Source organism: Haemophilus haemolyticus, from assembly GCF_003351405.1.
Lineage (GTDB): Bacteria > Pseudomonadota > Gammaproteobacteria > Enterobacterales > Pasteurellaceae > Haemophilus > Haemophilus haemolyticus_N.
The window spans coordinates 120,116-146,418 of the sequence record NZ_CP031240.1 but is presented as its reverse complement, the minus strand read 5'-3'; the positions used below and the strand labels follow the sequence as shown (position 1 = coordinate 146,418).

Sequence of the window (26,303 nt, the reverse complement as noted above, 5' to 3'; positions counted from 1 at the left end):
TTTTTATATTTTGATGAAATCAAAAGGCTTGAGCCCATTCTTTGCCTCAAGCCTTATACATTATTCTATGCCAACTTATTCAACGGTCAATTTTTTACCATCGTAGCTAATGGCTTTAACGCTGGTTAACGCTTTACCACCGTCTGTTTCACCACCGATGAGTAATACTTTATTGTTGTAAGATACAGAGAAACCATAGCCAATATTCATTGGTAATTCACCAACGATACTCCATTTACCATTATTTAAAGTATAAACTTCGTTATGCCATGTTTTGGTTAAACCTTTATGCGCATGAAGTTTGCCTTCTTTGAATTGTTTAATTGAACCAGGGAAGTTTGCGCCACCAGTCACTAAATAATGGCCATGGCTATAGCCTGCGAGTGCACCGGCTAAACCATCTTGTGATTTACCTTTTGGCGCAGGTAAGTCAGGTAAGTTTTTCCATTGCACACCTTTAGCAGTGAATTTACCTTGATGAGCTTCTGCGGTACGAAGCCCTGGTTTAACTTCACCATTGACCACCACTAAGTCATTATCTTGGATAGTGAATGCCGCGCCAGCACGGCCAGAGAATGGAATACGACCTTCATTGCGCCATTTATTGGTTGATGGTTCATAGCTCAATAATTCTGTTGTGAAGAAATAATCTTCTGGACGTTGATCGAAATAAGCTGCTGCGATTTCATCTTTTTTCGCTTTATCTTCACCTGCTGCCACGGTGTCTTGGAAGAAACCATTAAATATAGAGAGGTTAGAACCACCTAAAATATAAACTTTATCGCCGTGAGATGCGCTGCTTGAACCGACTAAGCCACGCGGAGAGCGAGTAGGAAGTTTCACCCAAGTATTATCAGCTGGATTGTAGCTGTAAGCATCATTAACAAGTTGGAGTTCGCCTTTTTCATTTTTTTGCAAACCACCGAATACATAAAGTTTTCCATCTACAGCTGCTGCAACAGGTTGATTACGTTCACCACCAGGGAATGCTGCAATTTCTTTCCATTGTGCAGCAGGATCTTTTAAGTCTAAAGAATAGAATTTATTGCCACCCGAACCTAAGCCTACATATACGGTATCGCCGATGAGTGCACCTGTTCCACTTTTGATGCCTACTGGTAAATCTGGATAGACTTGTGCGTTAGCTGAAAATGCAACAGTTGTAAAAAGTGCGGCGCATAATGCTGTTTTTGTCAATTTCATAATAAACCTCATTTATTAAGTTATGTTTATGGTTTGCTATTCATAAAACCGCATTGAATAGGATTGATTTTATAAAAAAAGTGCGGTTATAAAAGCTTTGCTTTTTTTAACCGCACTTTAGTGTTAAGACATCAATAGATTTGGTACAAAAGTAATGATTTGTGGGAAAATCGTAATTAATACTAATGTTAAGAATATCGGTATTAAGAACGGCAATACACCTTTAGTCACAGTGGATACTGACATATTACCCACACGCGCCACCACAAACAGAGCCATACCCATTGGCGGTGTTAAGATACCGATCATCATATTCAAAGTAGTCATTACACCGAAGAATACTAAGTCGATATTAAATTGCATTGCGATTGGAATTAACATTGGTAAGACTAAGAATTGCAATGCTAATGCATCAATGAACATACCCAAGAAGAGCAAGAGCGCATTGATCATGACTAATACCATAAGTGGAGAATCAGCTACGGCAACGAATATATCTGCTATACGCATTGCAACTTGTTCACGTGCGATCATATCTCCGAAGAAGGTCACAGTCATAATCATTAATGCAACTACACCGGTAATTGCCATTGCTTCAACACAGCTATTAAAGAGCATTTTCATGGTTAATTCTTTATAAACGAATTTACCAATGATTACGGAATAAGTTGCGGCAACAACGGCTGATTCTGTTGGGCTAAATAAGCCAGAGAAGATACCACCGATGATGAGCAATGGGGTTAAAATTGCCCAGAACGCTTTTTTGAATGATGTGCAAAGTTCTTCACGAGTTGCTTTTGGTGTTCTTGGATAACCACGTTTTTTGGATACGTAGTAGTTCATGATCATCAAAGCAATTGTTACAAGTATGCCTGGTACAAAACCTGCAACGAAGAGTTTCGCAATGGATTCGTTGGCGATTACACCGTAAATAATCATGGCGATACTTGGTGGAACTAATGGACCGATGATACAAGACGCTGCAGTGATACCACCACAAATATCATCATCATAACCTGCATCGCGCATAGCCTTGATTTCTAACTGACCTAAGCCACCCGCATCAGCAAGTGCAGAACCTGACATCCCTGAGAACAATAAACTTGCGCCAATATTTACATGACCCATACCACCAGTGTAGTGACCGAGCAAGGCTTTTGCGAAGTTAAAGATACGTTCTGTGATACCGCCAGTATTCATTAAAATACCCGTTAGGATATAGAACGGCACAGCAAGTAATGAGAAACTATCTAAACTCATGGTCAGTTTTTCAGCCGCTGCGTTTACTACGTTCCATCTGGTCATTGAGAAATAAAGTAATGTGGTAATAAATAATGACCAACCTACTGGCACACCAAGGAACATAATAACTAGCCAGAATATTAGGGCAACGTATACAGAGTTAGAACCAAATTTCACATATTCTGTAATGCGTAATACTTTGTACCACTCTGGGAACGTAAATAAAATGCCTAATAAAATGACCGCACTTACAATGAAAAATGTCGCCGGTAAATAGCTTTTATCTTCTTTAAAATTGTCTGCTTGTGCTTGGAAGAAGCGCACTAACATTAGGATAGAAATGATCGGCAGAGAAGCATAAATCCATTTCTCTGAAATTCCACCTAATGCGTCAATAGGGAAATCTGCACCAAGGAATGTTTTAATACCAAAATGGATAAAGAAAATAATGCCAAGGAAAATCACCAATTGCACAAAAGAGTTTGTTACTTTTTTGATAGAAGCAGGCATTAAATTGGTTAAGAAGTCGATGTAAACGTGTTCTTGTTTGCGGATAGCAACACTAATGCCGAGCATACCTACATATACAAATAATAATTTAGCGAGTTCTTCACTCCAAATTAGTGGCGATTGGAAAGCTTGGCGGAATAGGATTTGAGCAACAAGAATACCGAAGATCACAAGGAATAGCATGCCGCCAATCCATTCTTCAAGTTTGTTAAAAAATTTCATACTTCACTCCGGGAGATTGTGGAGAACGAAAATGAGTGCGCCAACCAAATTGCTGGCGCACGTGATAGAGATTATTTAAGAGCTTGGATTTCTTTTAATGCTTTTTCACCTTTCTCACCAGTTTGTTTTACAAACTCAGCATAGAATGGTTTCATCGCATCTTTGAATGGAGTTAAATCAGGGTGAGTCACTTTAACACCTTGTTTTTCAAAGAATGTCACTAAATCTTTTTCGCCATCTACGAATAATTTAGTGTGGTATTTTGCTGCATTTTCAGCGGCGTCTTTGACTACTTTTTGAAGATCTTCTGGTAATTCTTTATAAGTTTCGTTACTCACTAAATAAAGTTGGTCATTCAAAATGTGGTTAGTCATCGCTAAGAATTTTTGCACTTCATAGAATTTTTGCGCTTGTACTGTTGCTAATGGGTTTTCTTGACCATCTACAGAGTTAGTTTGAAGTGCAAGATATACTTCAGAGAATGCCATAGGTGTTGGCGATGCGCCTACATATTTTGCGTATGCTAAGTTAGTTGCAGCATTTGGTACACGAAGTTTTAAGCCTTTCATATCTGCAATGCTATTGATCGCTCTATTTGAAGTTGTTTGGCGAGTACCGTTGTAAGCTTGTGATAATAAGGTTAAGCCTAATTCTTTATTCATTTTTTGAACTAAATCTTTACCAAATGTGGTTTCTTTTAATGCTTTTTGTGCAACGTTGTAGTCGGTGATGACATATGGTAACGCGAACACCGCTGCTTCAGGATAGAATAATTGGAAACGAGCTGATTCAGCAAAAGTGAAGTCAAGAGAACCGTCTTTTAATTGTTTTAACATTGCACGGTCATCACCAAGTTGTGAACTTGGATAAAGTGAAACTTCAATTTTACCATGTGATTTTTCTTTTACTTCTTTTGCAAACATTTCAGCTGCTTTGTACTCATTAGATGAAGTACCCGCATTCATACCAAATTTTAAGTCATAATCTGCGGCAAAAACGGCTGAAGAAACGCCTAATGTGATAGCAGTTGCAAGGAAAAGTTTAGTAAATTTCATAATGTTCGCTCCTGTGTGAACCTATGTTGATATAAGCCATAATTGGCTTGGATTGAAAGTGAATGCTCGATGTTTTAGACATCAAAAAAACGACTCGGGCGCTATTCTAAAGTAAAAAAATACTTTTTGAACTGCTCTTTGAAGTTTTATTTCAAAATTGAGAGGTAGATCACATTTACAAAAAAATACTTCAAAAAATCTTTTAAAATGGAGTTATGTTTTTATATAATGCTGAGCACTGACGAAAATGCGGGCTCAGTTATATTTAGGAGTGATATTATGTCAAAATTATCTCATCAAGATGTGCTTTCTCAAATTCAATATGGTCTCATTGCTTCTTGCCAACCTGTTGATGATGGCCCAATGGATAAACCAGAAATTGTTTCTGCTATGGCCCAAGCTTCCGTTGCTGGTGGCGCATCAGGTTTACGTATTGAAGGTGTAGATAACCTTAAAGCGACACGTCCTTTTGTAAACATTCCAATTATCGGTATTGTAAAACGTGACTTACCTGATAGTCCGATTCGTATTACGCCATTTCTGCAAGATATTGAAGATCTTGCCAATGCTGGGGCAGATATCATTGCGGTAGATGGCACTAGCCGTCCTCGCCCAGTTGATATTGCAAGTGCGGTGAAAAAAATCCATGAAATGGACTGTTTGGCTATGGCAGATTGCTCTAATTTAGAAGAAGGCTTGTATTGTCAAAAACTCGGTTTTGATATTGTGGGGAGCACAATGTCTGGTTATACAGGCGGTCCAGTTCCCGAAGAACCTGATTATCAATTAGTGAAAGATTTAAAAGCAGCGGGCTGTTTTGTGATGGCAGAAGGCCGCTATAACACGCCTGAATTGGCAAAAGTGGCGATTGAAATTGGCGCAGATTGCGTAACCGTTGGTTCAGCCTTAACTCGCCTTGAGCATATCGTGAGTTGGTTCGCTAATTCTGTGAAATCTGCAAGATAGTCGTAAGACGTGTGAGAAAATACTTCATACTATAAGGATAAGTTATGCGTTGTTTAGCTCTAGACATTGGCGGTACAAAAATCGCAGCGGCTATCGTAAAAAATGGCGAAGTTGAACAACGCCAACAAATTCATACGCCGCGTGAAAATGTGGTAGAAGGAATGCATCAAGCATTGGAACAACTTCTTACTCATTATGCGGGGCAATTTGATTATGTGGCGGTGGCTTCAACTGGTATTATAAACGACGGTGTTTTAACCGCACTTAATCCTAAAAATTTAGGTGGTTTGAATCAATTTCCACTAAAAGAAAGTATTGCTAAACACACGGATAAACCAATTGGCTTATTAAATGATGCGCAAGCCGCAACTTATGCGGAATACCAACTCCAAGATTCAGAAAGAGTATCAAACTTTGTTTTTATTACAGTTTCTACTGGCGTGGGTGGCGGTGTCATATTAAACCAACAATTACAAACTGGTCCGAAGGGAATCGCTGGACATATTGGGCATACATTAGCGGATCCAAATGGCCCAATGTGTGGTTGTGGTCGTCGAGGTTGTGTAGAAGCCGTTGCTGCTGGTCGAGCTATTGAAGCGGTATCTTCCCAATGGGATGATCCTTGTGAGCCAAGAGAAGTTTTTGAACGTTTTAGAAAAAATGATGAAAAAGCTACCGTACTTATAGAACGTTCAGCCCAAGCCATTGCCAATTTAGTGGCGGATTTAGTGATTGGATTGGATGTGCAAAAAGTCGTTATAGGTGGTAGTGTAGGGTTGGCTGAAGGTTATTTACCATTAGTCAAACGTTTCTTACAGGCTATGCCTGCTGTATATAGCTGTGACATTGAATCTGCTAAATTTGGTCAAGATGCAGGATTAGTCGGCGCAGCTTATTGGGTGAAAGATGTTCTGCTTGATAAACCAAAAGGAACAATTTATGGCTAAATCCGGAAATGTGTTAAACACCATTAGTTCGCTTTACCATAGCTTAACTAAATCAGAGAAAAAAATTGCTGATACGATTTTACGTTCGCCTGATTTGGTGTCTCAATGTCCCCTTTCAGAAATCGCTAAACATTTGGAAGTTGGAGAGGCAACACTCGTCCGTTTTTGTCGAACCATTGGTTTTAAAGGTTTCAGCGATTTTAAATTAGAACTTTCCATTGAGCTTGCTACGAAAGATAACAATGATGAAACTGTACTCGAAACAGAAATTATGCCGAGTGATGATTCTTTAACGATTGCACAAAAGTTGCAAGCGGCAGTTTCTAATGTAATGGAAGAAACGGTTAATTTATTAGATTTGAAACAGCTTGAACAAGTGGTTAAAGCCATTAAAAAAGCACGTCGTATCTTTTTATTCGGCGTGGGATCATCTGGTGTGACAGCTGAAGATGCAAAAAATAAGTTGATGCGTATCGGTTTCCAAGTGGATGCAACAGGCAATAATCATTTTATGTATATGCAGGCGGCATTACTTACGTCTTCTGATGTGGCAATTGGTTTAAGTCATTCAGGATATTCCGCAGAAACAGCGCACACACTCAAAATTGCTAAACAAAATGGTGCAACGACAGTGGCATTAACTCACAGTTTGCGTTCACCCGTTACAGAATATGCTGATTATGTTTTGGTAAATGGTAATAAACAAGGGAAGCTACAAGGTGACTCTATTGGTACCAAAATTGCACAGCTTTTTGTATTAGATTTAATTTATGCTTTGTTAGTGCAGGGCGAAGAAGAACTTGCAGCTCAAACCAAGCAAAAAACCCTCAATGTGATTCTTGAACAACGTATAAAATAGGAGAAAACTTATGCGTGATTTAAAAGGTATTTTTAGTGCATTATTAGTGTCATTTAATGAAGATGGCACAATTAATGAAAAAGGTTTACGTCAAATTATCCGCCACAATATCGACAAGATGAAAGTTGATGGTTTATATGTAGGTGGTTCAACAGGCGAAAACTTTATGCTTTCAACTGAAGAGAAAAAAGAAATCTTCCGTATTGCAAAAGATGAAGCAAAAGATCAAATCGCGCTAATTGCTCAAGTGGGTAGCGTAAACTTAAAAGAAGCGGTTGAATTAGGTAAATATGCAACAGAATTAGGCTACGATAGCTTATCCGCAGTTACTCCGTTCTACTATAAATTTAGTTTCCCTGAAATCAAACATTATTACGACACCATTATTGCAGAAACGGGCAATAATATGATCGTGTATTCTATTCCGTTCTTAACTGGCGTGAATATGGGAATTGAACAATTTGGTGAACTTTACAAAAACCCGAAAGTATTAGGAGTAAAATTCACAGCAGGTGATTTCTACTTATTAGAACGTTTGAAAAAAGCTTATCCAAACCACTTAATTTGGGCTGGTTTCGATGAAATGATGTTACCTGCAGCCGCACTTGGTGTGGATGGTGCAATCGGTTCAACCTTCAACGTAAACGGCGTTCGTGCTCGTCAAATTTTTGAATTAACCAAAGCGGGTAAATTAGCTGAAGCGTTAGAAATTCAACACGTAACCAACGATTTAATCGAAGGCATTTTAGCGAACGGTTTATATTTAACCATCAAAGAATTGCTTAAATTAGAAGGTGTGGATGCGGGTTATTGCCGTGAGCCAATGACAGCAAAAGCAACAGATGCTCAGCTTGCTAAAGCAAAAGAGTTGAAAGCGAAATTTTTATAATTAATGGAATATCGTGAGAACCTAGGGGGAGTTATTTCCCTAGGTTACTCATAATTTATCCCTCTTGGGGTAGCAATTCTCGTTTCCTGCTTCTCAGTTTTTCTATTTCGTAGTGGGGAACCATTATGTTTAACCGTTGGTTTGTTTATCCACGGTATTGAAAATAAAGGAAGTATAGTATGCGTCTTATCCCTCTACACAACGAACAACAGGTGAGTCGTTGGGCTGCACGCCATATTGTTGATCGTATCAATCATTTTAATCCTACGGCTGAACGTCCATTCGTTCTCGGTTTACCAACTGGTGGCACACCATTAAAAACTTACCAAGAATTAATCGCACTTTGTAAAGCGGGAGAGGTGAGTTTTAAGCATGTAGTAACATTCAATATGGATGAATATGTGGGTTTACCAGAGGAACATCCTGAAAGTTATCATAGTTTTATGTATAACAATTTCTTCAATCATATCGATATCCAGCCAGAAAATATCAATATTCTTAACGGCAATACGGATGATCATGATGCGGAATGCCGCCGTTATGAAGAAAAAATTAAATCTTACGGAAAAATTAATTTATTTATGGGTGGAGTGGGCAATGATGGCCATATTGCCTTTAATGAACCGGCGTCATCATTAAGTTCCCGTACTCGTATTAAAACGTTAACTCAAGACACGCTGATCGCAAATTCACGTTTCTTTGATAATGATGTGAATAAAGTGCCTAAATATGCTTTGACTATTGGTGTAGGAACATTATTAGATGCAGAAGAAGTGATGATCCTTGCGACAGGACATCATAAGGCACTTGCAGTTCAAGCTGCCGTAGAAGGTGGTGTGAACCATATGTGGACAGTGAGTGCACTTCAATTACATCGTCATTTTGTGTTAGTTTGTGATGAACCTGCACAGCAAGAATTGAAAGTAAAAACTGTTAAATATTTCACTGAATTAGAACAACGCGCCATTCATAGCGTGTTATAAGATCCTACCGCTCAAAAGAGCGGTAATTTTTCTGATTATTTTATTTAAGGACAAAAAATGAGATATGCATTAACAAATTGTGTGATTTACACAAAATATGATGTTTTACGTGATTTTGCTGTAATTATTAACGGTGAAATTATTGAAGCGGTAGTTCCACAAACTGAATTAGAAACAGGCATCAAAACTATTGATTTAGAAGGTAATAATTTAACCGCTGGTTTTATTGATCTTCAATTAAATGGCTGTGGTGGGGTGATGTTTAACGACCAAACTAGCGTTGAAACCTTGGAAATTATGCAGGAAACTAACTTGAAATCAGGTTGTACAAGTTTCCTTCCTACTTTTATCACGGCACCAGATGAAAACATAAAAAGCGCGGTGAAAATTATGCGTGAATATTTAAATAAGCATAAAAACCAAGCACTTGGTTTACATATTGAAGGGCCGTTTATCAGTGTTGAGAAAAAAGGGGTACACCGTCCTGAATATATTCGTGAAATTACGCCTGAAATGAAGGATTTCCTCTGTGAAAATGGTGATGTCATTACAAAAATTACCATTGCCGCAGAGAACCCAACCATTAACTATACGCCTGATTTTGTGAAAGCGGGTATTATTGTCTCTGTAGGCCATTCTAATGCGACTTATGAAGTGGCTAAAGCCGCATTCCACAAAGGCGCAACTTTTGCGACTCACTTGCATAATGCAATGTCGCCAATTAGTTCTGGTCGTGCTATGGGCGTAGTAGGTGCAGTACTAGATTCTGATGTTTACACTGGTATTATTGTAGATGGTGTGCATATCAATTACGGTAATGTTCGTATTGATAAAAAAATCAAAGGTGACAAACTTTGTATTGTGACGGACTCTCTCGCAGCAGCAGGTGCACCACCAGAATTGGAAACATTCACCTTCGTCGGTAAAACTATTTATATTCGAGATGGCCGCTGTTTTGATGCAAACGGTACGATCGCTGGCGCATCAATTACCATGATCGAATCTATTAAAAATGCAGTGGAGTTTGTAGAAATTCCACTTGCTGAAGCAATTCGAATGAGTAACCTTTATCCTGCACGAGCAATTGGTGTGGATGATCGTTTAGGTTCGGTAGAAAAAGGAAAAATCGCAAATTTAGCTGTGTTTACATCAGATTATAAAGTGACAGCAACCGTGCTCAATGGTGAATGGAAACCTAATTGATTTAAAGTGCGGTAAATTTTTCTGATCTTTTATAGCCCAATCAATCGGTTGGGTTATTTTTTGCTTTACTACTTTAATAAGAATAATTTTCATCTATAATATAAAAACCAAGTTAATTACTAGGAGATAGATATGGCGAAAGATGAAGTAGGGCATAATTTTCTTGCACGTTTAGGTAAAACTCGTTTGCGTCCAGGCGGTAAAAAAGCAACAGATTGGTTAATTGCCAATGGTGATTTTAGCCAAGATAAAAAAGTGTTAGAGGTTGCCTGTAATATGGGGACGACAGCCATTGGATTGGCGAAGCAATTTGGTTGCCATATTGAAGGTGTTGATTTAGACGAACATGCGTTAGAAAAAGCACAAGCAAATATCGAAGCAAATGGCTTGCAAGAAAAAATTCATGTGCAGCGAGCAAATGCGATGAAGTTGCCTTTCGAGGATGAAAGTTTTGATATTGTCATCAATGAAGCGATGCTCACAATGTTACCCGTGGAAGCTAAGAAAAAAGCCATTGCAGAATATTTTCGAGTGTTAAAACCAAATGGTTTATTGCTTACTCACGATGTTATGCTGGTGGGGAATGATCATCAAACGATTCTAGAAAATATGCGCAAAGCGATTAACGTGACGGTAACGCCATTAACGAAAGATGGCTGGAAAGGAATATTCCAAGAAAGTGGCTTTAGAAATGTTGATACTTTCTCTGGTGAGATGACCTTACTTTCACCAAAAGGAATGATTTATGATGAGGGCATTCTTGGGACGTTAAAAATCATCCGTAATGCTATGAAAGCGGAAAATCGTGAGCAATTTAAAAGAATGTTCAAAACGTTTAATGATCCTGAACATAAATTACATTTTATTGCTGTATGTAGTCAAAAATAATATAAAAAAACGAACCGCTCTTTTATGTGCGGTTCGCTTTTTCTTACGATAATTTTTTCAATAGGATTTTTTAGATTTATTTTGAATAATCTCTTGCGCCAAAAATTGCAGTACCAATACGTACCATGGTAGAACCGCATTTTATTGCGCTCGGCATATCATCGGTCATTCCCATAGAAAGTGTGTCAATTTGTTGATTAGGTAAGGCTTGTTTAAGTTGTTCAAATAGAGACAACATCTTTCTAAATGCATTTTCTTGTTCTGCGATTTTATCGGTTGGCGCGGGTATTGCCATTAAGCCACGTAAGCGTAAGTGCGGTAAATTTTCGATGTGTTTTGCCAGTGTTAACATTTCCTCTGGTCGAATACCTGATTTACTTTCTTCATCGCTGATATTAATCTGAATCAAGACATTTAACGGTGCTTTGTTAATTGGTCGTTGTTCATTTAAACGATCTGCAATTTTTGCTCGATCAAGCGTTTGCATCCAATCAAAATGTTCTGCAACGAGACGGGTTTTATTCGATTGTAATGGGCCGATGAAATGCCATTCAAGGTTAATACCTTGCGATTCAAAATATTGGATCTTTTCTATACCTTCTTGCACATAATTTTCCCCAAAGGCTATTTGTCCAGCTTGATAAGCCGAAAGAATAGCGGAAATAGGTTTGGTCTTAGATACGGCAAGTAATTTTACTGTATTTTGATTGCGTGTTACTTCTTCGCAAGCCGTTTCAATTTTTTGATGAATTAGGTTGAGATTATGCTGGATATCCATAGGTTCTCCTTTATAAAAGTGCGGTTAGTTTACACGAAATTTATTTACTGAGAAAATTTCTGAAAAATTTGTTACTTTCTGTTTGACAAGCTCGGGAAATTTCGGTATTTCTTTACGCATTCATTTTTCAAGATAAAACACAATGAAAAATAACCGCACTTTATCCGTAATCATTAGCACGATTACCACTATTATGATGACCATTACTATGATTAATGGCGCGGGTTAGTGCACCAAAAAACAGGATACAGAAAACCCGCGATTCAACTGAATAGCGGGTTTTTTTATAAATTTAAAAACACAATATCTCTAGGAGAACCAATCATGCGCGTACTTAAATTTGGCGGCACTTCGCTTGCAAATCCGGAACGTTTTTCCCAAGCAGCGAAATTGATCGAGCAAGCTCATTTAGAAGAGCAGGCAGCAGGTGTTTTATCAGCACCAGCCAAAATAACTAATCATCTCGTCGCCCTTTCTGAAAAAGCTGCATTAAATCAACCAACCGATACGCATTTTAACGAAGCAATCGAAATTTTCTATAACATCGTCAATGGCTTACATGCCGAAAATAATCAATTCGATTTAAATGGCACCAAGGCGCTTATTGATGCTGAATTTGCTCAAATCAAAGGATTATTAGAAGAAATTCGTCAGGCAGGAAAAGTAGAAGATGCAGTTAAAGCGACGATTGATTGCCGAGGTGAAAAACTTTCTATCGCAATGATGAAAGCTTGGTTTGAAGCGCATGGCTATAGCGTACATATTGTGGATCCGGTCAAACAATTATTGGCAAAAGGCGGTTATCTTGAATCTTCTGTTGAAATTGAAGAATCAACAAAACGTGTTGATGCAGCAAGTATCGCAAAAGATAAAGTGGTGCTTATGGCAGGCTTTACTGCGGGTAACGAAAAAGGTGAGTTGGTGCTGCTCGGTCGTAATGGATCAGATTATTCTGCAGCCTGTTTAGCCGCTTGTTTAGGCGCAAGTGTATGCGAAATTTGGACCGATGTGGATGGGGTTTATACTTGCGATCCGCGTTTAGTACCTGATGCACGTTTATTACCAACCCTTTCTTATCGTGAAGCAATGGAACTTTCTTATTTCGGTGCGAAAGTGATTCATCCTCGTACGATTGGCCCATTGTTGCCACAAAATATTCCTTGTGTCATTAAAAATACAGGAAATCCTTCTGCGCCGGGTTCGATTATTGATGGCAATGTGAAATCAGAAGGTTTACAAGTCAAAGGTATCACTAACTTAGATAACTTGGCGATGTTTAATGTATCAGGCCCTGGTATGCAAGGCATGGTAGGCATGGCATCTCGCATATTTTCAGCTATGTCAGGCGCAGGCATTTCAGTCATCTTAATTACCCAGTCTTCGTCTGAATACAGTATTAGCTTCTGCGTGCCAGTGAAATCTGCAGAAGTAGCGAAAACTGTACTAGAAACTGAGTTTGCTAATGAATTAAATGAACATCAATTAGAACCAATTGAAGTGATTAAAGATTTATCCATTATTTCTGTTGTGGGCGATGGAATGAAGCAAGCGAAAGGCATTGCTGCACGTTTCTTCTCTGCGTTAGCACAGGCAAATATTAGCATTGTGGCGATTGCTCAAGGTTCTAGTGAACGTTCAATTTCTGCGGTTGTGCCGCAAAATAAAGCGATTGAAGCGGTGAAAGCTACCCATCAGGCGCTTTTCAATAATAAAAAAGTCGTGGATATGTTTTTAGTGGGCGTTGGTGGAGTAGGCGGAGAATTAATTGAGCAGGTAAAGCGTCAAAAGGAGTATCTAGCAAAGAAGAATGTTGAAATTCGAGTTTGTGCTATTGCGAACTCCAACCGCATGTTGCTCGATGAAAATGGATTATGTTTAGACGATTGGAAAACCGATTTAGAAAATGCGACTCAGCCATCAGATTTTGATGTATTGCTTTCTTTCATTAAATTACATCATGTGGTGAATCCAGTATTTGTAGATTGTACCTCAGCCGAATCTGTAGCAGGGCTTTATGCTCGTGCGTTAAAAGAAGGTTTCCATGTGGTTACGCCAAATAAAAAAGCGAATACACGAGAATTAGCTTATTACAATGAGTTACGCCAAAACGCTCAAGCAAGCCAACATAAATTTTTGTATGAAACGAATGTAGGCGCTGGTTTGCCAGTAATTGAAAATCTTCAAAACTTACTTGCTGCGGGTGATGAACTTGAATATTTTGAAGGCATTTTATCTGGCTCCCTTTCCTTTATTTTTGGTAAATTGGAGGAAGGACTTTCTCTTTCAGAAGTCACCGCACTTGCGCGTGAAAAAGGCTTTACTGAGCCTGATCCTCGAGATGACCTTTCTGGACAAGATGTAGCGCGCAAATTATTAATTCTTGCTCGTGAAGCAGGAATTGAGCTTGAACTTTCAGATGTTGAAGTTGAAGGTGTATTGCCGAAAGGCTTCTCTGAAGGAAAATCTGCAGATGAATTTATGGCAATGTTGCCACAGCTTGATGAAGAGTTTAAAGCTCGTGTTTCCACCGCTAAAGTTGAAGGCAAAGTATTGCGTTATGTTGGAAAAATTTGTGAAGGTAAATGTAAAGTATCTATTGTTGCAGTCGATCAGAATAACCCACTTTATAAAGTGAAAGACGGTGAAAATGCTTTGGCATTTTATACTCGTTATTACCAGCCTATCCCACTTTTATTACGTGGTTATGGTGCAGGCAATGCGGTGACGGCGGCAGGTATCTTTGCAGATATTTTAAGAACATTACAACATTAATGAGGATTCCCAATGTTAAGAATTTACGCCCCTGCATCTAGCGCGAATATTAGCGTAGGTTTCGATACTTTAGGTGCTGCGATTTCTCCTATTGATGGTTCATTATTAGGTGATGTGGTTCAAATAGAATCTATTTCAAGTGGTTTTGAGTTAGAAAGTGCGGGCTATTTTGTTCGTAAATTACCGAAAGAACCACAAAAAAATATTGTTTACCAAGCTTATGTGCTATTTAGTGAGCAATTAAAATTACGCGGAGGAAATCTGAAACCTTTGCGTTTAACGCTCGAAAAAAATATGCCTATTGGATCTGGTTTAGGCTCTAGTGCTTGTTCTATTGTTGCTGCATTAGTGGCATTAAATCAGTTTAATGATGAACCTTTTTCGAAAATGGAGTTGCTTGAAATGATGGGAGAATTGGAAGGTCGTATTTCTGGTTCAATCCATTATGATAATGTTGCACCTTGCTATCTTGGCGGTGTGCAATTTATGGTGCAATCACTCGGCAATATTTGTCAAAAATTGCCATTTTTTGATAATTGGTATTGGGTGTTGGCGTATCCTGGAATTGAAGTTTCTACTGCTGAAGCGCGTGCAATTTTACCGAAAAGCTATACTCGACAAGACGTGATTGCCCATGGTCGTCATTTGGGTGGCTTTGTACATGCTTGCCATACCCATCAGGAAAACCTTGCTGCAATTATGATGAAAGATGTCATTGCCGAGCCTTATCGTGAATCTCTGTTACCTAATTTTGCTGAAGTAAAACAAGCTACGCGAGACTTAGGTGCACTTGCCACTGGTATTTCAGGCTCAGGGCCAACAATTTTCTCTATTGCCCCTGATTTACAAACTGCAATTAAACTTTCAACTTATTTAGAGAATCATTATTTACAAAATAATGAAGGTTTTGTGCATGTATGTAAGGTCGATAACGAAGGCGCAAGAGAAATTAAATAAGCATAATTTAAATAGATAAAGTCAGATTAAAAACGGATTAAATATGAATTTATACAATATCAAACATCCCGAAGAACAAGTCACTTTTTCTCAGGCTGTTCGTCAAGGACTTGGTCGGGATCAAGGTTTATTCTTTCCTGAAGTTATTCCTCAACTTAATAACATTGATGAATTACTTGAATTACCTCTTGTTGAGCGTAGTCAAAAAATCTTAGGCGCCTTAATCGGTGAAGAATTACCGAAAGCAACGTTAGATGAGATGGTAAAAAATGCATTCACTTTCACTGCACCGTTAGAAAAAGTGGAAGATAATATTTATGCACTTGAATTATTTCATGGCCCCACATTAGCATTTAAAGACTTTGGTGGGCGTTTTATGGCACAGGCACTTGCTGCGGTACGTGGCGATGGAAAAATTACCATTTTAACGGCAACATCTGGCGATACTGGAGCTGCTGTAGCACATGCGTTTTATGGATTAGAAAATATTAATGTAGTTATCCTTTATCCAAAAGGTAAAATCAGCCCATTACAAGAAAAGCTATTCTGTACTTTAGGTGGGAATATTCGTACTGTTGCGATTAACGCTGATTTCGATGCATGTCAGGCTTTAGTTAAGCAAGCCTTTGATGATGCTGAATTGCGCCAAGCTATCGGACTTAATTCTGCAAATTCTATTAATATCAGCCGCTTATTAGCTCAAGTTTGTTATTACTTTGAGGCTGTAGCACAATTGTCAAAAGAAAAACGTGATAATGTTGTGGTTTCTGTGCCAAGTGGTAATTTTGGTAACTTAACTGCAGGATTAATTGCAAAAACATTAGGCTTGCCAATAAAACGCTTTGTTGCTTCAACAAACGCAAATGATACAGTGCCACGTTATTTAAAATCGGGTAATTGGGATCCTAAAACGACAGTTGCAACCCTTTCTAATGCAATGGATGTAAGTCGCCCAAATAACTGGCCGAGAGTGGAAGAATTGTTTAAACGAAATGGTTGGAATTTAACTGATTTAGGCTCGGGAATGCTAAGTGATAGCGAAACAGAAGATACCTTAAAAGCGATGCAGGCAAAAGGTTATTTATGTGAACCTCACGGTGCGATTGCTTATCAGGTGTTGAAAGATCAACTTAAAGCGGGTGAAACAGGAATTTTCCTGTGTACAGCACATCCTGCGAAATTTAAAGAATCCGTAGAACGTATTCTTGGTATTCAACTTTCATTACCTGAAGCACTGGATAAACATAATCAGCTACCATTGCTTTCTGATGAAATGGATAATGATTTTGCACAACTACGGGCTTATTTATTGAAGTAATAAAGTGCGGTAAATTTTTATTGTATTTTGGATGGCGCTTGATTTTCAGGCGCTATTTTATTTTAGAAAATATAACGTAGCGATAAAATATATTAATTATTTTAGATTGGATAGAGAGAATAGCTATTTTTCAATAAGCCAGTAATTTGAAAAGTAGTACCAAATTTAGGCAATAAAAAAACACTTTTCGGTGCTTACTTTATTTTTAAGTGGTGGGTCGTGAAGGATTCGAACCTTCGACCAACGGATTAAAAGTCCGCTGCTCTACCGACTGAGCTAACGACCCAATTAGATGATTTTAAAGTAAATTTAAAAATCTTTGGATTGGTTTTTAAATGGTGCCCGAAGCCAGACTTGAACTGGCACGCCTCGAAAGGCGAGGGATTTTAAATCCCTTGTGTCTACCGATTCCACCACTCGGGCAAATTGGAGCGGGAAACGAGGCTCGAACTCGCGACCCCGACCTTGGCAAGGTCGTGCTCTACCAACTGAGCTATTCCCGCATTTATCACTAATCAGCATTGCTGCGTGACAACGGGGCGTATTTTACGGTTTTATAGTCTTGTGTCAAATGAAAAAATAAAAAAAAACTTTGTTTGATTAAAAATAAGACAAAATAATAAAAGTACGGTAGAAAATACCGCACTTTATCCAGAATTAGAGTTTGAGTTCATCTAGTAGGCTACCTTTTGCTGCCTGTAAATATTGGATCATTGACCATACTGTTAAAATGGCTGCGATGTAAAGTAAGATTATAGCAGCAATTTCCATATAGTTATTGTAACGCCATAATAATCCGCCTAGGGCTAACATTTGCGCGGTTGTTTTACATTTTCCCCACCAAGAGACAGCGACTTTACTACGTTCTCCGAGTTCAGCCATCCATTCACGTAATGCGGAAATAATAATTTCGCGAGAAATCATAATAATGGCAGGAATCGTAATCCAAAGAGAGTGTTGGTATTCAACGATGAGAACCAAGGCTGCGACAACCATTACTTTATCCGCAACAGGATCTAAAAAAGCGCCAAATCTTGTAGTTTGCTTCCATTTACGGGCCAAATAACCATCAAGCCAATCAGTAACACCGGCAATAAAGAATATGAATGTAGTAATAAAAGGGGAAGATTCGATAGGTAAATAAAATGCAATCACGAAAAACGGAATCAGGATTACGCGAAACATCGTTAGGAAAATAGGAATATTAAATTTCATAGAAATGAACCGCTCTTGGTGTTAGAGATACGCCTATTCTAAAGTATCTAAGAATATAAAAAAAGCCACATTATGTGGCTTTCTTGTAAATAATTACGGATTAAAGTTTATCAGCGTTTTGTTTTAAGTATTTTGCAACGCCTTCAGGATTATCTTTCATCCCTTCTTTACCTTTTTCCCACTGAGCAGGGCAAACTTCACCGTGATCTTCATGGAATTGTAATGCATCAACCATACGTAACATTTCATCGATGTTACGACCTAATGGAAGATCGTTTACCACTTGGTGACGAACGACACCATTTGTGTCGATTAAGAATGAAGCGCGTAATGCAACGCCTGCTTCAGGATGTTCAATACCGTATGCTTGAGCAATTTCGTGTTTTACGTCTGCTGCTAATGCATATTTAACTTGGCCGATACCACCATTTTCAGTTGGAGTGTTACGCCATGCATTGTGAGTGAATTGAGAGTCGATAGAAACACCAACTACTTCTACGCCACGTTTTTTGAATTCTTCATAACGGTGGTCAAATGCGATTAACTCAGAAGGGCAAACAAAGGTAAAGTCTAATGGGTAGAAAAAGATTACTGCAGCTTTTCCAGCAATGTGTTTTTTAAAGTTGAAGTTATCAACGATTTCGCCATTGCCTAATACAGCAGATGAAGTAAAATCTGGTGCTTGACGGGTTACTAATACCATAGTCATAATTCCTATATAAAGTTAAGTTAAAGTTTTGCCACACAAAATAGCGGCGCGGTTCTATTTGAAACGCCGACATTTTATACTCGATTTTATTTATTAAAGCAATTAATCTTATCTAAAATAAGGTGGAAATATGCAACAACACAATCTATCAACAACATTTGTCCATGCAGGGCGTAAAAAACGCTTTTCACAAGGATCCGTAAATCCCGTTTTACAGCGAGCTTCTTCATTAGTATTTGACAGTATTGAAGATAAAAAACACGCTACTCAACATAGAGCAAAAGGCGAATTATTTTATGGCAGAAGAGGGACGCTAACACATTTTGCTTTACAAGATTTAATGTGCGAAATGGAGGGAGGCGCAGGCTGTTATCTTTACCCTTGTGGTGCAGCAGCAGTAACTAATTCGATTCTTTCTTTTGTAAAAACTGGCGACCATGTGTTAATGAGCGGCGCAGCTTACGAACCAACCCAAGATTTCTGTAATATTGTGCTGAAAAAAATGCAGATCGATACAACTTATTACGATCCTCTTATTGGTGCTGATATTGCGACGCTTATTCAACCGAATACAAAAGTACTTTTCTTGGAAGCACCGAGTTCTATCACAATGGAAATTCCCGATATTCCGACTATTGTGAAGGCTGCAAGAAAGGCGAACCCTAATATTGTGATTATGATTGATAATACTTGGTCGGCAGGTGTTCTATTTAAAGCGTTAGAGCATGATATTGATATTTCTATTCAAGCGGGTACGAAATATTTAGTGGGGCATTCTGATATTATGATTGGTACTGCCGTTGCGAATGCGCGAACTTGGGATCAACTTAGAGAAAATTCCTATTTAATGGGGCAGATGGTGGATGCGGATTCTGCTTATACGACTGCTCGTGGTATTCGTACATTGGGTGTACGGTTAAAACAACATCAGGAAAGCAGTATTAAAGTAGCAAAATGGTTGAGTGAGCAACCAGAAGTAAAAACTGTGTACCATCCAGCTTTACCAAGTTGCCCTGGTCATGAATTCTTTTTACGAGATTTTAGTGGTAGCAGTGGCTTATTTTCTTTTGAATTAACTAAGCGATTGACATCAGAACAAGTCTCAAATTTCATGGATCATTTTCAACTGTTCACTATGGCTTATTCATGGGGAGGATTTGAGTCTTTAATTCTTTGTAATCAGCCAGAAGAAATTTCCCATATTCGTCCAAATATTAAACGTAACCTTACAGGTTCGTTAATTCGTGTTCATATTGGCTTTGAAGATGTAGATGAATTGATTGCAGATTTAAAAGCTGGATTTGAGCGAATTGCCTAAAAGTGCGGATAAAAAAATACCTGTTTTACACAGGCATTTTTTATAGGATTATTTTTGTTCTGACACTAAGCCAACTTTCGAACCGTCAGCAAAATGTACTGAAGTCCCGATAATGTCTACTTGGATATTTTTCCCTTGTTGCAAGTGTGGACGAATTTGAGAAAGCACGGTTTCTTCAGTTGTTGATAATGTTACTGTTTCGCTAGCTTTTGGTGCAATTGTTTTTCCAAATTGTAATGCTGGAAGATTTGCAACATAGAATGGTTGGTTATTTTCTTTATAAATGGTTAACCATTGTACATCTAAAATGGCTCTATCGCTTAAGTTTTTCACTTCATAAGTGATAGAAAACGATTTTAAATCATTGGTTACAGAAACATTCGTTACTTTTACATTCGCAACTTTTAGAAACTCTGCATTTGCTTGAGTGACTAAATCATCGGTTTTCACTTGAGGTTGTTGTACAGTTTGTTGCATGGTTTGTTGGACTTGTTTTGCTTGCTGCACTGCCTGTTGAGCTGGTTGTGTAACTTCTGTTGTTGCTGCTGCGGGTTTTTCTGCTACTTTTTCTTCTTTATCGTTACAAGCTGTTAATGCAATTGAAGCTGCGATGATACTTGCAAAGAGAAAAGATTTATTAAATTTCATTGTAAATTCCTTCATTATATTTTGTTAGTTGAGTTGTACTCGTTTTTCAAGGGCTCAATTATAGCCTATGCGAGCCTTTACGACAGTCTTTTATTTTGAAAGTTCATAAAAGTTGTTTTATTATACTTTTCATTTTCCTTGATAAGTAGAGAAGTACAATGAAACATATTCATATCTTAGGTATTTGTGGCACATTTATGGGCGGCGTGGCGATGATTGCGAAACAAATGGGCTATCACGTGACGGGGTCCGATACTAATGTTTACCCTCCAATGAGCACTTTTTTAGAAGAGCAAGGCATCCAGATTATTCCAAATTATGATGTGGCACAATTACAACCTGCGCCTGACATGGTAATCATTGGTAATGCGATGAAACGCGGTAATCCTTGCGTAGAATATGTGTTGGAAAATAATTTGAAGTACACATCTGGTCCTCAATGGTTACATGATCATTTATTACGCGATCGTTGGGTATTGGCAGTTTCTGGTACTCATGGAAAGACAACCACAACAGGCATGCTAACGTGGATCTTAGAACAAAATGGCTTAAAACCAGGCTTTTTAATCGGTGGAATTGCCGGTAATTTTGGTATTTCAGCTCGTTTAGGAGACAGCCCTTATTTTGTTATTGAGGCTGATGAATATGATACGGCTTTTTTTGATAAACGTTCGAAATTTGTTCATTATAATCCGCGTACACTTATCGTAAATAACATTAGTTTTGATCATGCAGATATTTTTGATGATCTTAAAGCGATCCAACGCCAATTTCATCATATGATTCGAACTATTCCGGCAAGTGGCTTGGTATTAAGTTCGGCGAGTGAACAAAGTGCAAAAGAAACTCTGGCATTGGGATGTTGGTCGCAGCAACAATTTTTAGACAAAGATAGTGAGTGGTTTGCTGAGCGTATTACAAATGATGCCTCACATTTTGCGGTTTTCCATCATGGTGAAAAAGTGGCAGAAGTAAAATGGAATGTAGTGGGACAACATAATATGCATAATGCTTTAATGGCAATCGCAGCTGCTCATCATGCGGGTGTGTCTATTGAAGATGCGTGTAAAACATTAGGATCTTTTGTAAATGCTAAACGTCGTTTAGAAGTAAAAGGTGAAGTTAATGGCATCACCGTTTATGATGATTTTGCTCATCATCCAGAAGCTATTCTTGCTACGCTAACTGCTTTACGAGATAAAGTGGGTGGTGGAGTGCGAATTCTTGCAGTGCTTGAACCTCGTTCTAACACAATGAAAATGGGTGTTCATAAAGATGAAATTGCGCCTGCACTAGGCCGAGCTGATGAAGTGTTTATGCTTCAACCAGAACATCTTCCTTGGGAAGTGGCAGATATTGCAAACCAATGTGTACAACCTGCCTATTGGAATGCAAATTTAGATCGATTAGTCGATATGATTGTCGCTGAGGCCCAACCTACAGATCACATTTTGGTGATGTCTAACGGCAGTTTTGGTGGCATTCATCAAAAAATTCTTGATAAGCTTAAACAGAAATAATCAAAGTGCGGTTAATTTAGAAAATGTTTTTAGGTTAACCGCACTTTTTATTGAGTTGACGTAACATTTATTTTTAATTTGTAATTTATAAAAGGAATCTTTGTAGAATGGCTGATCCACATATTAAATCACCGATGGATTTTTTAGATAATCTGACCGTCATTATTTATCGCTCTGGCTTTGTGATAGCGGCGTTTGCTATTCTTGCTATGAGTTGGTATCCAGATTTATCGCTTACATTTATATTAATTGCGGCAACTTGCTGTGCCTCTTCATTACATATTTATCTCAAATCCTTCCGATTGCTGTTTCAATTTTCTACGTGGATAGGATTACTGTTTTATATTAATCATTATCCCGCTTTGGCCCTTGGCGGTGCGTTACTTACTTTAGGTAGTTTGTGTTTTAAAGAATATTTTTGTTTCCGCGTGCCTCTGCTAAATTTACAGCCGATATTTGTGGCTTGCTTGTGGTTTTCATGGGTGTTAAATAATCTTATCGCATTACGTATTTTTTCTATTATTTCTGGCGTATTACTTTTAGTTTTAGCGATACAAAAATGGCGAATGCCTTTGCATTTTGATATTGGAGATAAAACAAAATATCAAATTTAGAAAAGAAAATGACCGCACTTTTATGTGCGGTCATTGTTTTTAGAAAGGTTTATTTAGCTAAACATTCCATGTAACTATCTGCGGTAGATTGTAAGAATGTTGCATAAGAATTTTTTCCTAAAGTGACTTTATCGCCAATTGGGTCGAGTTGTCCTACATTGACTTTAGTATTTTGAGCTAAAGATTCAATCACTTTTGGCGTAAATTGTGGTTCTGCGAATAAGCAATTTACTTTATGTTCTGCGATTTCTTCTTTAATGTGCGCTAAAGTTTTTGCACCTGGTGCAACTAATGGATTGATGGTGAAGTAACCCGTTTGTTTTAAACCATAAGCATCGTTGAAATAACCATAAGCATCGTGGAAAACGTAGAAACCTTTATCTTTAACATTCGCAAGTTGTTCCGTAATTTTTTCACTTTGTTCTGCCAAAGTGCGGTTAAAATCTGAAAGATTTTGTGCAATTAAATCTTTTTTATCTGGGAATTGTGCAGTTAATTTATCCGCTACTTTTTGTGCAACAATTTTGCTGATCGCTGGAGAATACCAAACGTGCCAGTTTGTTGTTAAACCTTCGTCATGATCATGGTGATCGTGGTCATGGTCGTGGTCGTGATGTTCGTGCTCGTGCTTATGATCATGGCCGTGTTCATGTTCGTGATCGTGTTTATGTTCGTGTTTGTGCTCATGTTCATGTTTATGATCGTGATCGCCATCTTCATGGAAATGCTCATGGTGAGCTTTACTTAATAAAGGTTCTACATCAGCAAGATCTGCAATGGTAATCACTTTTTTACGTTCAATTTGGCTAATTGGTTTGTCTAAAAATGAATCAACATCCTCACCAATCCATACAACTAAATCGGCAGATTTTACTTTTTGAATATCAGATAATTTCAAGTTGTAATCATGCGGAGAGGCTCCAGCAGGAACAAGGACTTGTGTACCAGTTACGCCATCTGCAATAGATGAAACAATAAAGCCTAAAGGTTTTACTGATGCCAATACGTCGGCATTCGCCATCATTGGCGCACTTAAAAGTGCAGCAGAAATGGCGCTAATTTTTAAAAGTTTTTTCATATTTCTGTTTCCTTACTTGTTAGTAATAATTCTCAAAGAGAGTACGCCTTTTTATATAAATTGCAACGATTTTGTAGGGAGCACGAGGGAAAATTTTTCATTTTCAAAGTAAATAGGTTTCATTCGATAAAAAATGCACATTTATGGTCAATGTGCATTTTCAAAAGGTGATTAAGATTTTTTCTTTAGTAATTTATCTATTACACGAGAAACCGCAAAAAAACCAAAGGTTGCTGTAATCATCGTGGCTGCACCAAACCCATTTGCGCAATTCATTGTGGCAGAAATAGAACAACCTTCTGTCATTTGTGGGAATATTAGAGGTTGTGTTGAAAATACCGCGTCGATACTAAATTTACGCTTTGGGTTTTGGCTAAAATTGTAATCCTTGCGTAAAACTGACCGCACTTTGGCAAGGAGCGGATCTTGAATGGTTTTACTGAGATCGGTAATTTGAATTTGGGTTGGATCAGTTTGACCGCCAGCACCACCAATAGTAATCACATTAATTTTGTTACGTTTACAATAAGCAATCAGAGAGGCTTTAGTTTTCACATTGTCAATGGCATCAATGACATAGTCATAGCCTTGATTGAGGTAATCTGATTGATTCTCTGGCGAGATAAAATCATCAATAATATTGACGGTACATTCTGGGTTAATTAATTTTACTCGCTCTGACATCACTTCAGTTTTTAGTTTGCCGATTGTGCCGCTCATCGCAGGAAGTTGGCGATTGATATTCGTGACGCAAATATCATCCATATCAATTAATGTGAGCTCACCAACGCCTGAACGTGCTAAGGCCTCTACGACCCAAGAACCCACGCCACCAATGCCTATTACGCAAATATGGGCTTGGCGTAAGCGCGCGAGTCCATCAGGTGTATAAAGTCGACCAATACCGCCAAATCGCTGTTCATAATTGTCCACTGGCGCCATTATTGTAACACCCATACTCGGCCATAGTGTTTTGATAATCCTGCAATATGACCCGCTTGATCACCAATGCCACGATATAAGTCAAAGTGGTGGCCTTTCACCGCACCGCCCACATCAAGAGCAACCATTAAATGCAATTTGTGTGTGCCAAGCCAGTTTCCGTTATTATCAATGTCAGGCACTTCGACTAAAAGAACAGTACCAGATGGTACAACGCTACGATCTGATGCCACAGAAGCCATTGGTACAAGAGGGACTCCCGCAGAGCCTTTCACTTTGCCACTTGGATCATTTTTGAAGAATACATAAGAAGAATTACGTTCTAACAAACTTTGTACGCGAGAGGGATTACGGTTGCCCCATTCACGAATTGCTTGGATAGACATTTTCTCTTTTGGTACTTCGCCATCTTCAACTAATAAACGGCCAACGGCGGTGTAAGGAAAGCCATTTTGTCCTGCATAAGCGAAGTAATTAAGATTACCATCACCAAAATCTACATAACCACTGCCTTGTACCCCAAGTAAAAAGTTCTCTAACATGGAATCACTATACGCTAATTCTAATCCTTGACCCGCTAATGCACCGGCATAGATTTGCGCACGGCTAAAACGTTTATTTGCTGGCATACGATAAATTGGATTTTGGAATTGACCTTGCGGTGAACGGCGTGCATGAAGAACTGGAGAGTAGTAGCCTGTCATCAAAACATTTTGATATCCATCGAACCCACGCATAATTTGCGGGTGAATGCCAAATTTAGAAAGCTCACTGACATTGGCGCCAGAAAGTACCCAATTCGTAATTTTTTCATAGTTGCCATAGAAACGATCAGATAGTTTGCTTGAATAACTTTGTACATTAGAAAGTTGTGTTAAAAAATCGCCCTGATTAATGACCGCACTTTGGTTTTCAACTTGAGAAACTGGCATAAACACAGCTTGTTGATAATTACGACCAGAATATTTCGCACCAAATTGTTGAGGATCGCTGCCGTTTGACGTGGTGGGAATTTGAGTTTTTGTTGTATTAGAAGAACCACAGGCAACTAAAAGTGCGGTTGTCACTGCAATAGAAAATGTTTTTAATGAGAAAAATTTTCGAACTGACATTTTTAATCCTAAATAAGCTTAAATAAGGCTGCATACGCTATCAAAAATCCTTCAAAACGACCAGTGTTATTTAGTCAAGCTGATTAATAAAAACTCACATTGAACATTTTATTAACAAATGAAACATAAACTTTTGTTTAATTCTTGCAAAAAAATATTAATAGCGTATAGTGCACCACATCAGACGCGGGGTGGAGCAGCTTGGTAGCTCGTCGGGCTCATAACCCGAAGGCCGTCGGTTCAAATCCGGCCCCCGCAACCAACAAATTCTAAAGCCCTGATTTAAGAAAATCAGGGCTTTTCTTTTTACAGTTTAACTCGCTATGATGATCTCAGTTAGATCATCTTTTTCTAT

General features: G+C 38.3%; 23 protein-coding genes, 4 tRNA genes and 1 other annotated feature. Of the genes, 14 read left to right on the top strand and 13 right to left on the bottom strand.

The window, feature by feature from the left end; genetic code table 11:
* Positions 1-75: 75 nt before the first annotated feature.
* The 3 genes from DV427_RS00665 to DV427_RS00655 all read right to left on the bottom strand — a co-directional run bounded on the left by DV427_RS00665 (position 76) and on the right by DV427_RS00655 (position 4,235).
* On the bottom strand, positions 76-1,203 hold the full coding sequence (locus DV427_RS00665; protein WP_162790242.1) for an N-acetylneuraminate epimerase: 1,128 nt from the start codon (positions 1,201-1,203) through the stop codon (positions 76-78).
* A gap of 123 nt (positions 1,204-1,326) precedes the next feature.
* A complete protein-coding gene (locus DV427_RS00660) occupies positions 1,327-3,177 on the bottom strand; it encodes a TRAP transporter large permease subunit (protein ID WP_114890949.1) in 1,851 nt (616 codons plus the stop codon).
* A 71-nt stretch (positions 3,178-3,248) separates the two neighbouring features.
* The gene (locus DV427_RS00655) at positions 3,249-4,235 is read right to left on the bottom strand and encodes a sialic acid TRAP transporter substrate-binding protein SiaP (RefSeq protein ID WP_114890948.1); all 987 of its coding nucleotides are present in this window, start codon (positions 4,233-4,235) and stop codon (positions 3,249-3,251) included.
* Positions 4,236-4,511: 276 nt separating this feature from the next.
* Between DV427_RS00655 and DV427_RS00650 the strand changes: the two genes are divergently transcribed.
* The 7 genes from DV427_RS00650 (at position 4,512) to DV427_RS00620 (ending at position 10,967) form a co-directional block, all read left to right on the top strand.
* Complete coding sequence (locus tag DV427_RS00650; protein WP_114890947.1) at positions 4,512-5,198, top strand: N-acetylmannosamine-6-phosphate 2-epimerase; 687 nt, start codon at positions 4,512-4,514, stop codon at positions 5,196-5,198.
* 44 nt (positions 5,199-5,242) lie between these two features.
* On the top strand, positions 5,243-6,145 hold the full coding sequence (locus DV427_RS00645; protein WP_114890946.1) for an N-acetylmannosamine kinase: 903 nt from the start codon (positions 5,243-5,245) through the stop codon (positions 6,143-6,145).
* Positions 6,138-7,004, top strand: a complete 867-nt coding sequence (locus DV427_RS00640) for a MurR/RpiR family transcriptional regulator (protein WP_005625613.1) — start codon at positions 6,138-6,140, stop codon at positions 7,002-7,004. The genes DV427_RS00645 and DV427_RS00640 overlap by 8 nt, the downstream gene beginning before the upstream one ends.
* A 10-nt stretch (positions 7,005-7,014) precedes the next feature.
* On the top strand, positions 7,015-7,893 hold the full coding sequence (gene nanA / locus DV427_RS00635) for an N-acetylneuraminate lyase (protein WP_005631506.1): 879 nt from the start codon (positions 7,015-7,017) through the stop codon (positions 7,891-7,893).
* 179 nt (positions 7,894-8,072) lie between these two features.
* Complete coding sequence (gene nagB / locus DV427_RS00630) at positions 8,073-8,876, top strand: glucosamine-6-phosphate deaminase (protein WP_009500377.1); 804 nt, start codon at positions 8,073-8,075, stop codon at positions 8,874-8,876.
* Positions 8,877-8,933: 57 nt separating this feature from the next.
* Positions 8,934-10,079, top strand: a complete 1,146-nt coding sequence (gene nagA, locus DV427_RS00625; RefSeq protein WP_114890945.1) for an N-acetylglucosamine-6-phosphate deacetylase — start codon at positions 8,934-8,936, stop codon at positions 10,077-10,079.
* Between the two features lie 132 nt (positions 10,080-10,211).
* A complete protein-coding gene (locus DV427_RS00620) occupies positions 10,212-10,967 on the top strand; it encodes a class I SAM-dependent methyltransferase (protein WP_032824169.1) in 756 nt (251 codons plus the stop codon).
* Positions 10,968-11,043: 76 nt separating this feature from the next.
* On the opposite strand, the gene DV427_RS00615 is transcribed toward DV427_RS00620, so the two are convergent.
* A complete protein-coding gene (locus DV427_RS00615) occupies positions 11,044-11,745 on the bottom strand; it encodes a YggS family pyridoxal phosphate-dependent enzyme (protein ID WP_114890944.1) in 702 nt (233 codons plus the stop codon).
* A gap of 170 nt (positions 11,746-11,915) precedes the next feature.
* Positions 11,916-12,034 (top strand) — a sequence feature (Thr leader region).
* Positions 12,035-12,069: 35 nt separating this feature from the next.
* Here DV427_RS00615 and thrA point away from each other — a divergent pair.
* From thrA to thrC, 3 genes are read left to right on the top strand one after another with little or no spacing between them, the layout of a single operon-like run.
* The gene (gene thrA, locus DV427_RS00610) at positions 12,070-14,517 is read left to right on the top strand and encodes a bifunctional aspartate kinase/homoserine dehydrogenase I (protein ID WP_114890943.1); all 2,448 of its coding nucleotides are present in this window, start codon (positions 12,070-12,072) and stop codon (positions 14,515-14,517) included.
* A 12-nt stretch (positions 14,518-14,529) separates the two neighbouring features.
* Positions 14,530-15,474, top strand: a complete 945-nt coding sequence (gene thrB, locus DV427_RS00605) for a homoserine kinase (RefSeq protein ID WP_114890942.1) — start codon at positions 14,530-14,532, stop codon at positions 15,472-15,474.
* Positions 15,475-15,517: 43 nt separating this feature from the next.
* Positions 15,518-16,792 (top strand): threonine synthase, encoded by a 1,275-nt coding sequence (gene thrC / locus DV427_RS00600; protein WP_114890941.1) that lies wholly within the window; start codon positions 15,518-15,520, stop codon positions 16,790-16,792.
* Between the two features lie 210 nt (positions 16,793-17,002).
* Here thrC and DV427_RS00595 read toward each other — a convergent pair.
* From DV427_RS00595 to DV427_RS00575, 5 genes are all read right to left on the bottom strand, one after another.
* Positions 17,003-17,078, bottom strand: a tRNA-Lys gene (locus tag DV427_RS00595).
* A gap of 50 nt (positions 17,079-17,128) precedes the next feature.
* Positions 17,129-17,215, bottom strand: a tRNA-Leu gene (locus tag DV427_RS00590).
* Between the two features lie 4 nt (positions 17,216-17,219).
* Positions 17,220-17,295 (bottom strand) — tRNA-Gly (locus DV427_RS00585).
* A gap of 154 nt (positions 17,296-17,449) precedes the next feature.
* On the bottom strand, positions 17,450-18,007 hold the full coding sequence (gene pgsA, locus DV427_RS00580; RefSeq protein ID WP_114890940.1) for a CDP-diacylglycerol--glycerol-3-phosphate 3-phosphatidyltransferase: 558 nt from the start codon (positions 18,005-18,007) through the stop codon (positions 17,450-17,452).
* Between the two features lie 100 nt (positions 18,008-18,107).
* On the bottom strand, positions 18,108-18,710 hold the full coding sequence (locus DV427_RS00575) for a peroxiredoxin C (RefSeq protein ID WP_114890939.1): 603 nt from the start codon (positions 18,708-18,710) through the stop codon (positions 18,108-18,110).
* A gap of 136 nt (positions 18,711-18,846) precedes the next feature.
* On the opposite strand from DV427_RS00575, the gene metC reads away from it, so the two are divergent.
* The gene (metC, locus tag DV427_RS00570) at positions 18,847-20,034 is read left to right on the top strand and encodes a cystathionine beta-lyase (protein WP_114890938.1); all 1,188 of its coding nucleotides are present in this window, start codon (positions 18,847-18,849) and stop codon (positions 20,032-20,034) included.
* Positions 20,035-20,082: 48 nt separating this feature from the next.
* Here the strand turns inward: metC and DV427_RS00565 are convergent, their stop codons facing one another.
* Positions 20,083-20,682, bottom strand: a complete 600-nt coding sequence (locus DV427_RS00565) for a hypothetical protein (protein WP_114890937.1) — start codon at positions 20,680-20,682, stop codon at positions 20,083-20,085.
* A 158-nt stretch (positions 20,683-20,840) separates the two neighbouring features.
* Between DV427_RS00565 and mpl the strand changes: the two genes are divergently transcribed.
* The gene (gene mpl, locus DV427_RS00560) at positions 20,841-22,202 is read left to right on the top strand and encodes a UDP-N-acetylmuramate:L-alanyl-gamma-D-glutamyl-meso-diaminopimelate ligase (protein WP_114890936.1); all 1,362 of its coding nucleotides are present in this window, start codon (positions 20,841-20,843) and stop codon (positions 22,200-22,202) included.
* A gap of 107 nt (positions 22,203-22,309) precedes the next feature.
* Positions 22,310-22,816, top strand: a complete 507-nt coding sequence (locus DV427_RS00555) for a DUF2301 domain-containing membrane protein (RefSeq protein ID WP_114890935.1) — start codon at positions 22,310-22,312, stop codon at positions 22,814-22,816.
* A 49-nt stretch (positions 22,817-22,865) separates the two neighbouring features.
* Here the strand turns inward: DV427_RS00555 and znuA are convergent, their stop codons facing one another.
* The 3 genes from znuA to mltA form a co-directional block, all read right to left on the bottom strand.
* The gene (znuA, locus tag DV427_RS00550) at positions 22,866-23,894 is read right to left on the bottom strand and encodes a zinc ABC transporter substrate-binding protein ZnuA (RefSeq protein WP_114890934.1); all 1,029 of its coding nucleotides are present in this window, start codon (positions 23,892-23,894) and stop codon (positions 22,866-22,868) included.
* A 171-nt stretch (positions 23,895-24,065) separates the two neighbouring features.
* Positions 24,066-24,836: a tRNA cyclic N6-threonylcarbamoyladenosine(37) synthase TcdA gene (gene tcdA, locus DV427_RS00545; protein WP_162790240.1), complete on the bottom strand. Its 771-nt coding sequence runs from the start codon at positions 24,834-24,836 to the stop codon at positions 24,066-24,068.
* Positions 24,836-25,948: a murein transglycosylase A gene (gene mltA, locus DV427_RS00540; protein ID WP_046939505.1), complete on the bottom strand. Its 1,113-nt coding sequence runs from the start codon at positions 25,946-25,948 to the stop codon at positions 24,836-24,838. The genes tcdA and mltA overlap by 1 nt, the downstream gene beginning before the upstream one ends.
* Positions 25,949-26,133: 185 nt before the next feature.
* On the opposite strand from mltA, the gene DV427_RS00535 reads away from it, so the two are divergent.
* A tRNA-Met gene (locus tag DV427_RS00535) sits at positions 26,134-26,210 on the top strand.
* Positions 26,211-26,303: the final 93 nt, after the last annotated feature.

Bases quoted from the DNA above. Each gene is read 5' to 3' on its own strand.
- nagA (WP_114890945.1), top strand. From the start codon at position 8,934: ATGAGATATGCATTAACAAATTGTGTGATTTACACAAAATATGATGTT.
- metC (WP_114890938.1), top strand. From the start codon at position 18,847: ATGCAACAACACAATCTATCAACAACATTTGTCCATGCAGGGCGTAAA.
- thrB (WP_114890942.1), top strand. From the start codon at position 14,530: ATGTTAAGAATTTACGCCCCTGCATCTAGCGCGAATATTAGCGTAGGT.
- DV427_RS00645 (WP_114890946.1), top strand. From the start codon at position 5,243: ATGCGTTGTTTAGCTCTAGACATTGGCGGTACAAAAATCGCAGCGGCT.
- mpl (WP_114890936.1), top strand. From the start codon at position 20,841: ATGAAACATATTCATATCTTAGGTATTTGTGGCACATTTATGGGCGGC.
- tcdA (WP_162790240.1), bottom strand. From the start codon at position 24,836: ATGGCGCCAGTGGACAATTATGAACAGCGATTTGGCGGTATTGGTCGA.
- mltA (WP_046939505.1), bottom strand. From the start codon at position 25,948: ATGTCAGTTCGAAAATTTTTCTCATTAAAAACATTTTCTATTGCAGTG.
- nanA (WP_005631506.1), top strand. From the start codon at position 7,015: ATGCGTGATTTAAAAGGTATTTTTAGTGCATTATTAGTGTCATTTAAT.
- nagB (WP_009500377.1), top strand. From the start codon at position 8,073: ATGCGTCTTATCCCTCTACACAACGAACAACAGGTGAGTCGTTGGGCT.
- DV427_RS00620 (WP_032824169.1), top strand. From the start codon at position 10,212: ATGGCGAAAGATGAAGTAGGGCATAATTTTCTTGCACGTTTAGGTAAA.
- DV427_RS00660 (WP_114890949.1), bottom strand. From the start codon at position 3,177: ATGAAATTTTTTAACAAACTTGAAGAATGGATTGGCGGCATGCTATTC.
- thrA (WP_114890943.1), top strand. From the start codon at position 12,070: ATGCGCGTACTTAAATTTGGCGGCACTTCGCTTGCAAATCCGGAACGT.
- pgsA (WP_114890940.1), bottom strand. From the start codon at position 18,007: ATGAAATTTAATATTCCTATTTTCCTAACGATGTTTCGCGTAATCCTG.
- DV427_RS00640 (WP_005625613.1), top strand. From the start codon at position 6,138: ATGGCTAAATCCGGAAATGTGTTAAACACCATTAGTTCGCTTTACCAT.
- DV427_RS00615 (WP_114890944.1), bottom strand. From the start codon at position 11,745: ATGGATATCCAGCATAATCTCAACCTAATTCATCAAAAAATTGAAACG.
- DV427_RS00565 (WP_114890937.1), bottom strand. From the start codon at position 20,682: ATGAAATTTAATAAATCTTTTCTCTTTGCAAGTATCATCGCAGCTTCA.
- DV427_RS00665 (WP_162790242.1), bottom strand. From the start codon at position 1,203: ATGAAATTGACAAAAACAGCATTATGCGCCGCACTTTTTACAACTGTT.
- znuA (WP_114890934.1), bottom strand. From the start codon at position 23,894: ATGAAAAAACTTTTAAAAATTAGCGCCATTTCTGCTGCACTTTTAAGT.
- DV427_RS00575 (WP_114890939.1), bottom strand. From the start codon at position 18,710: ATGGTATTAGTAACCCGTCAAGCACCAGATTTTACTTCATCTGCTGTA.
- DV427_RS00555 (WP_114890935.1), top strand. From the start codon at position 22,310: ATGGCTGATCCACATATTAAATCACCGATGGATTTTTTAGATAATCTG.
- thrC (WP_114890941.1), top strand. From the start codon at position 15,518: ATGAATTTATACAATATCAAACATCCCGAAGAACAAGTCACTTTTTCT.
- DV427_RS00650 (WP_114890947.1), top strand. From the start codon at position 4,512: ATGTCAAAATTATCTCATCAAGATGTGCTTTCTCAAATTCAATATGGT.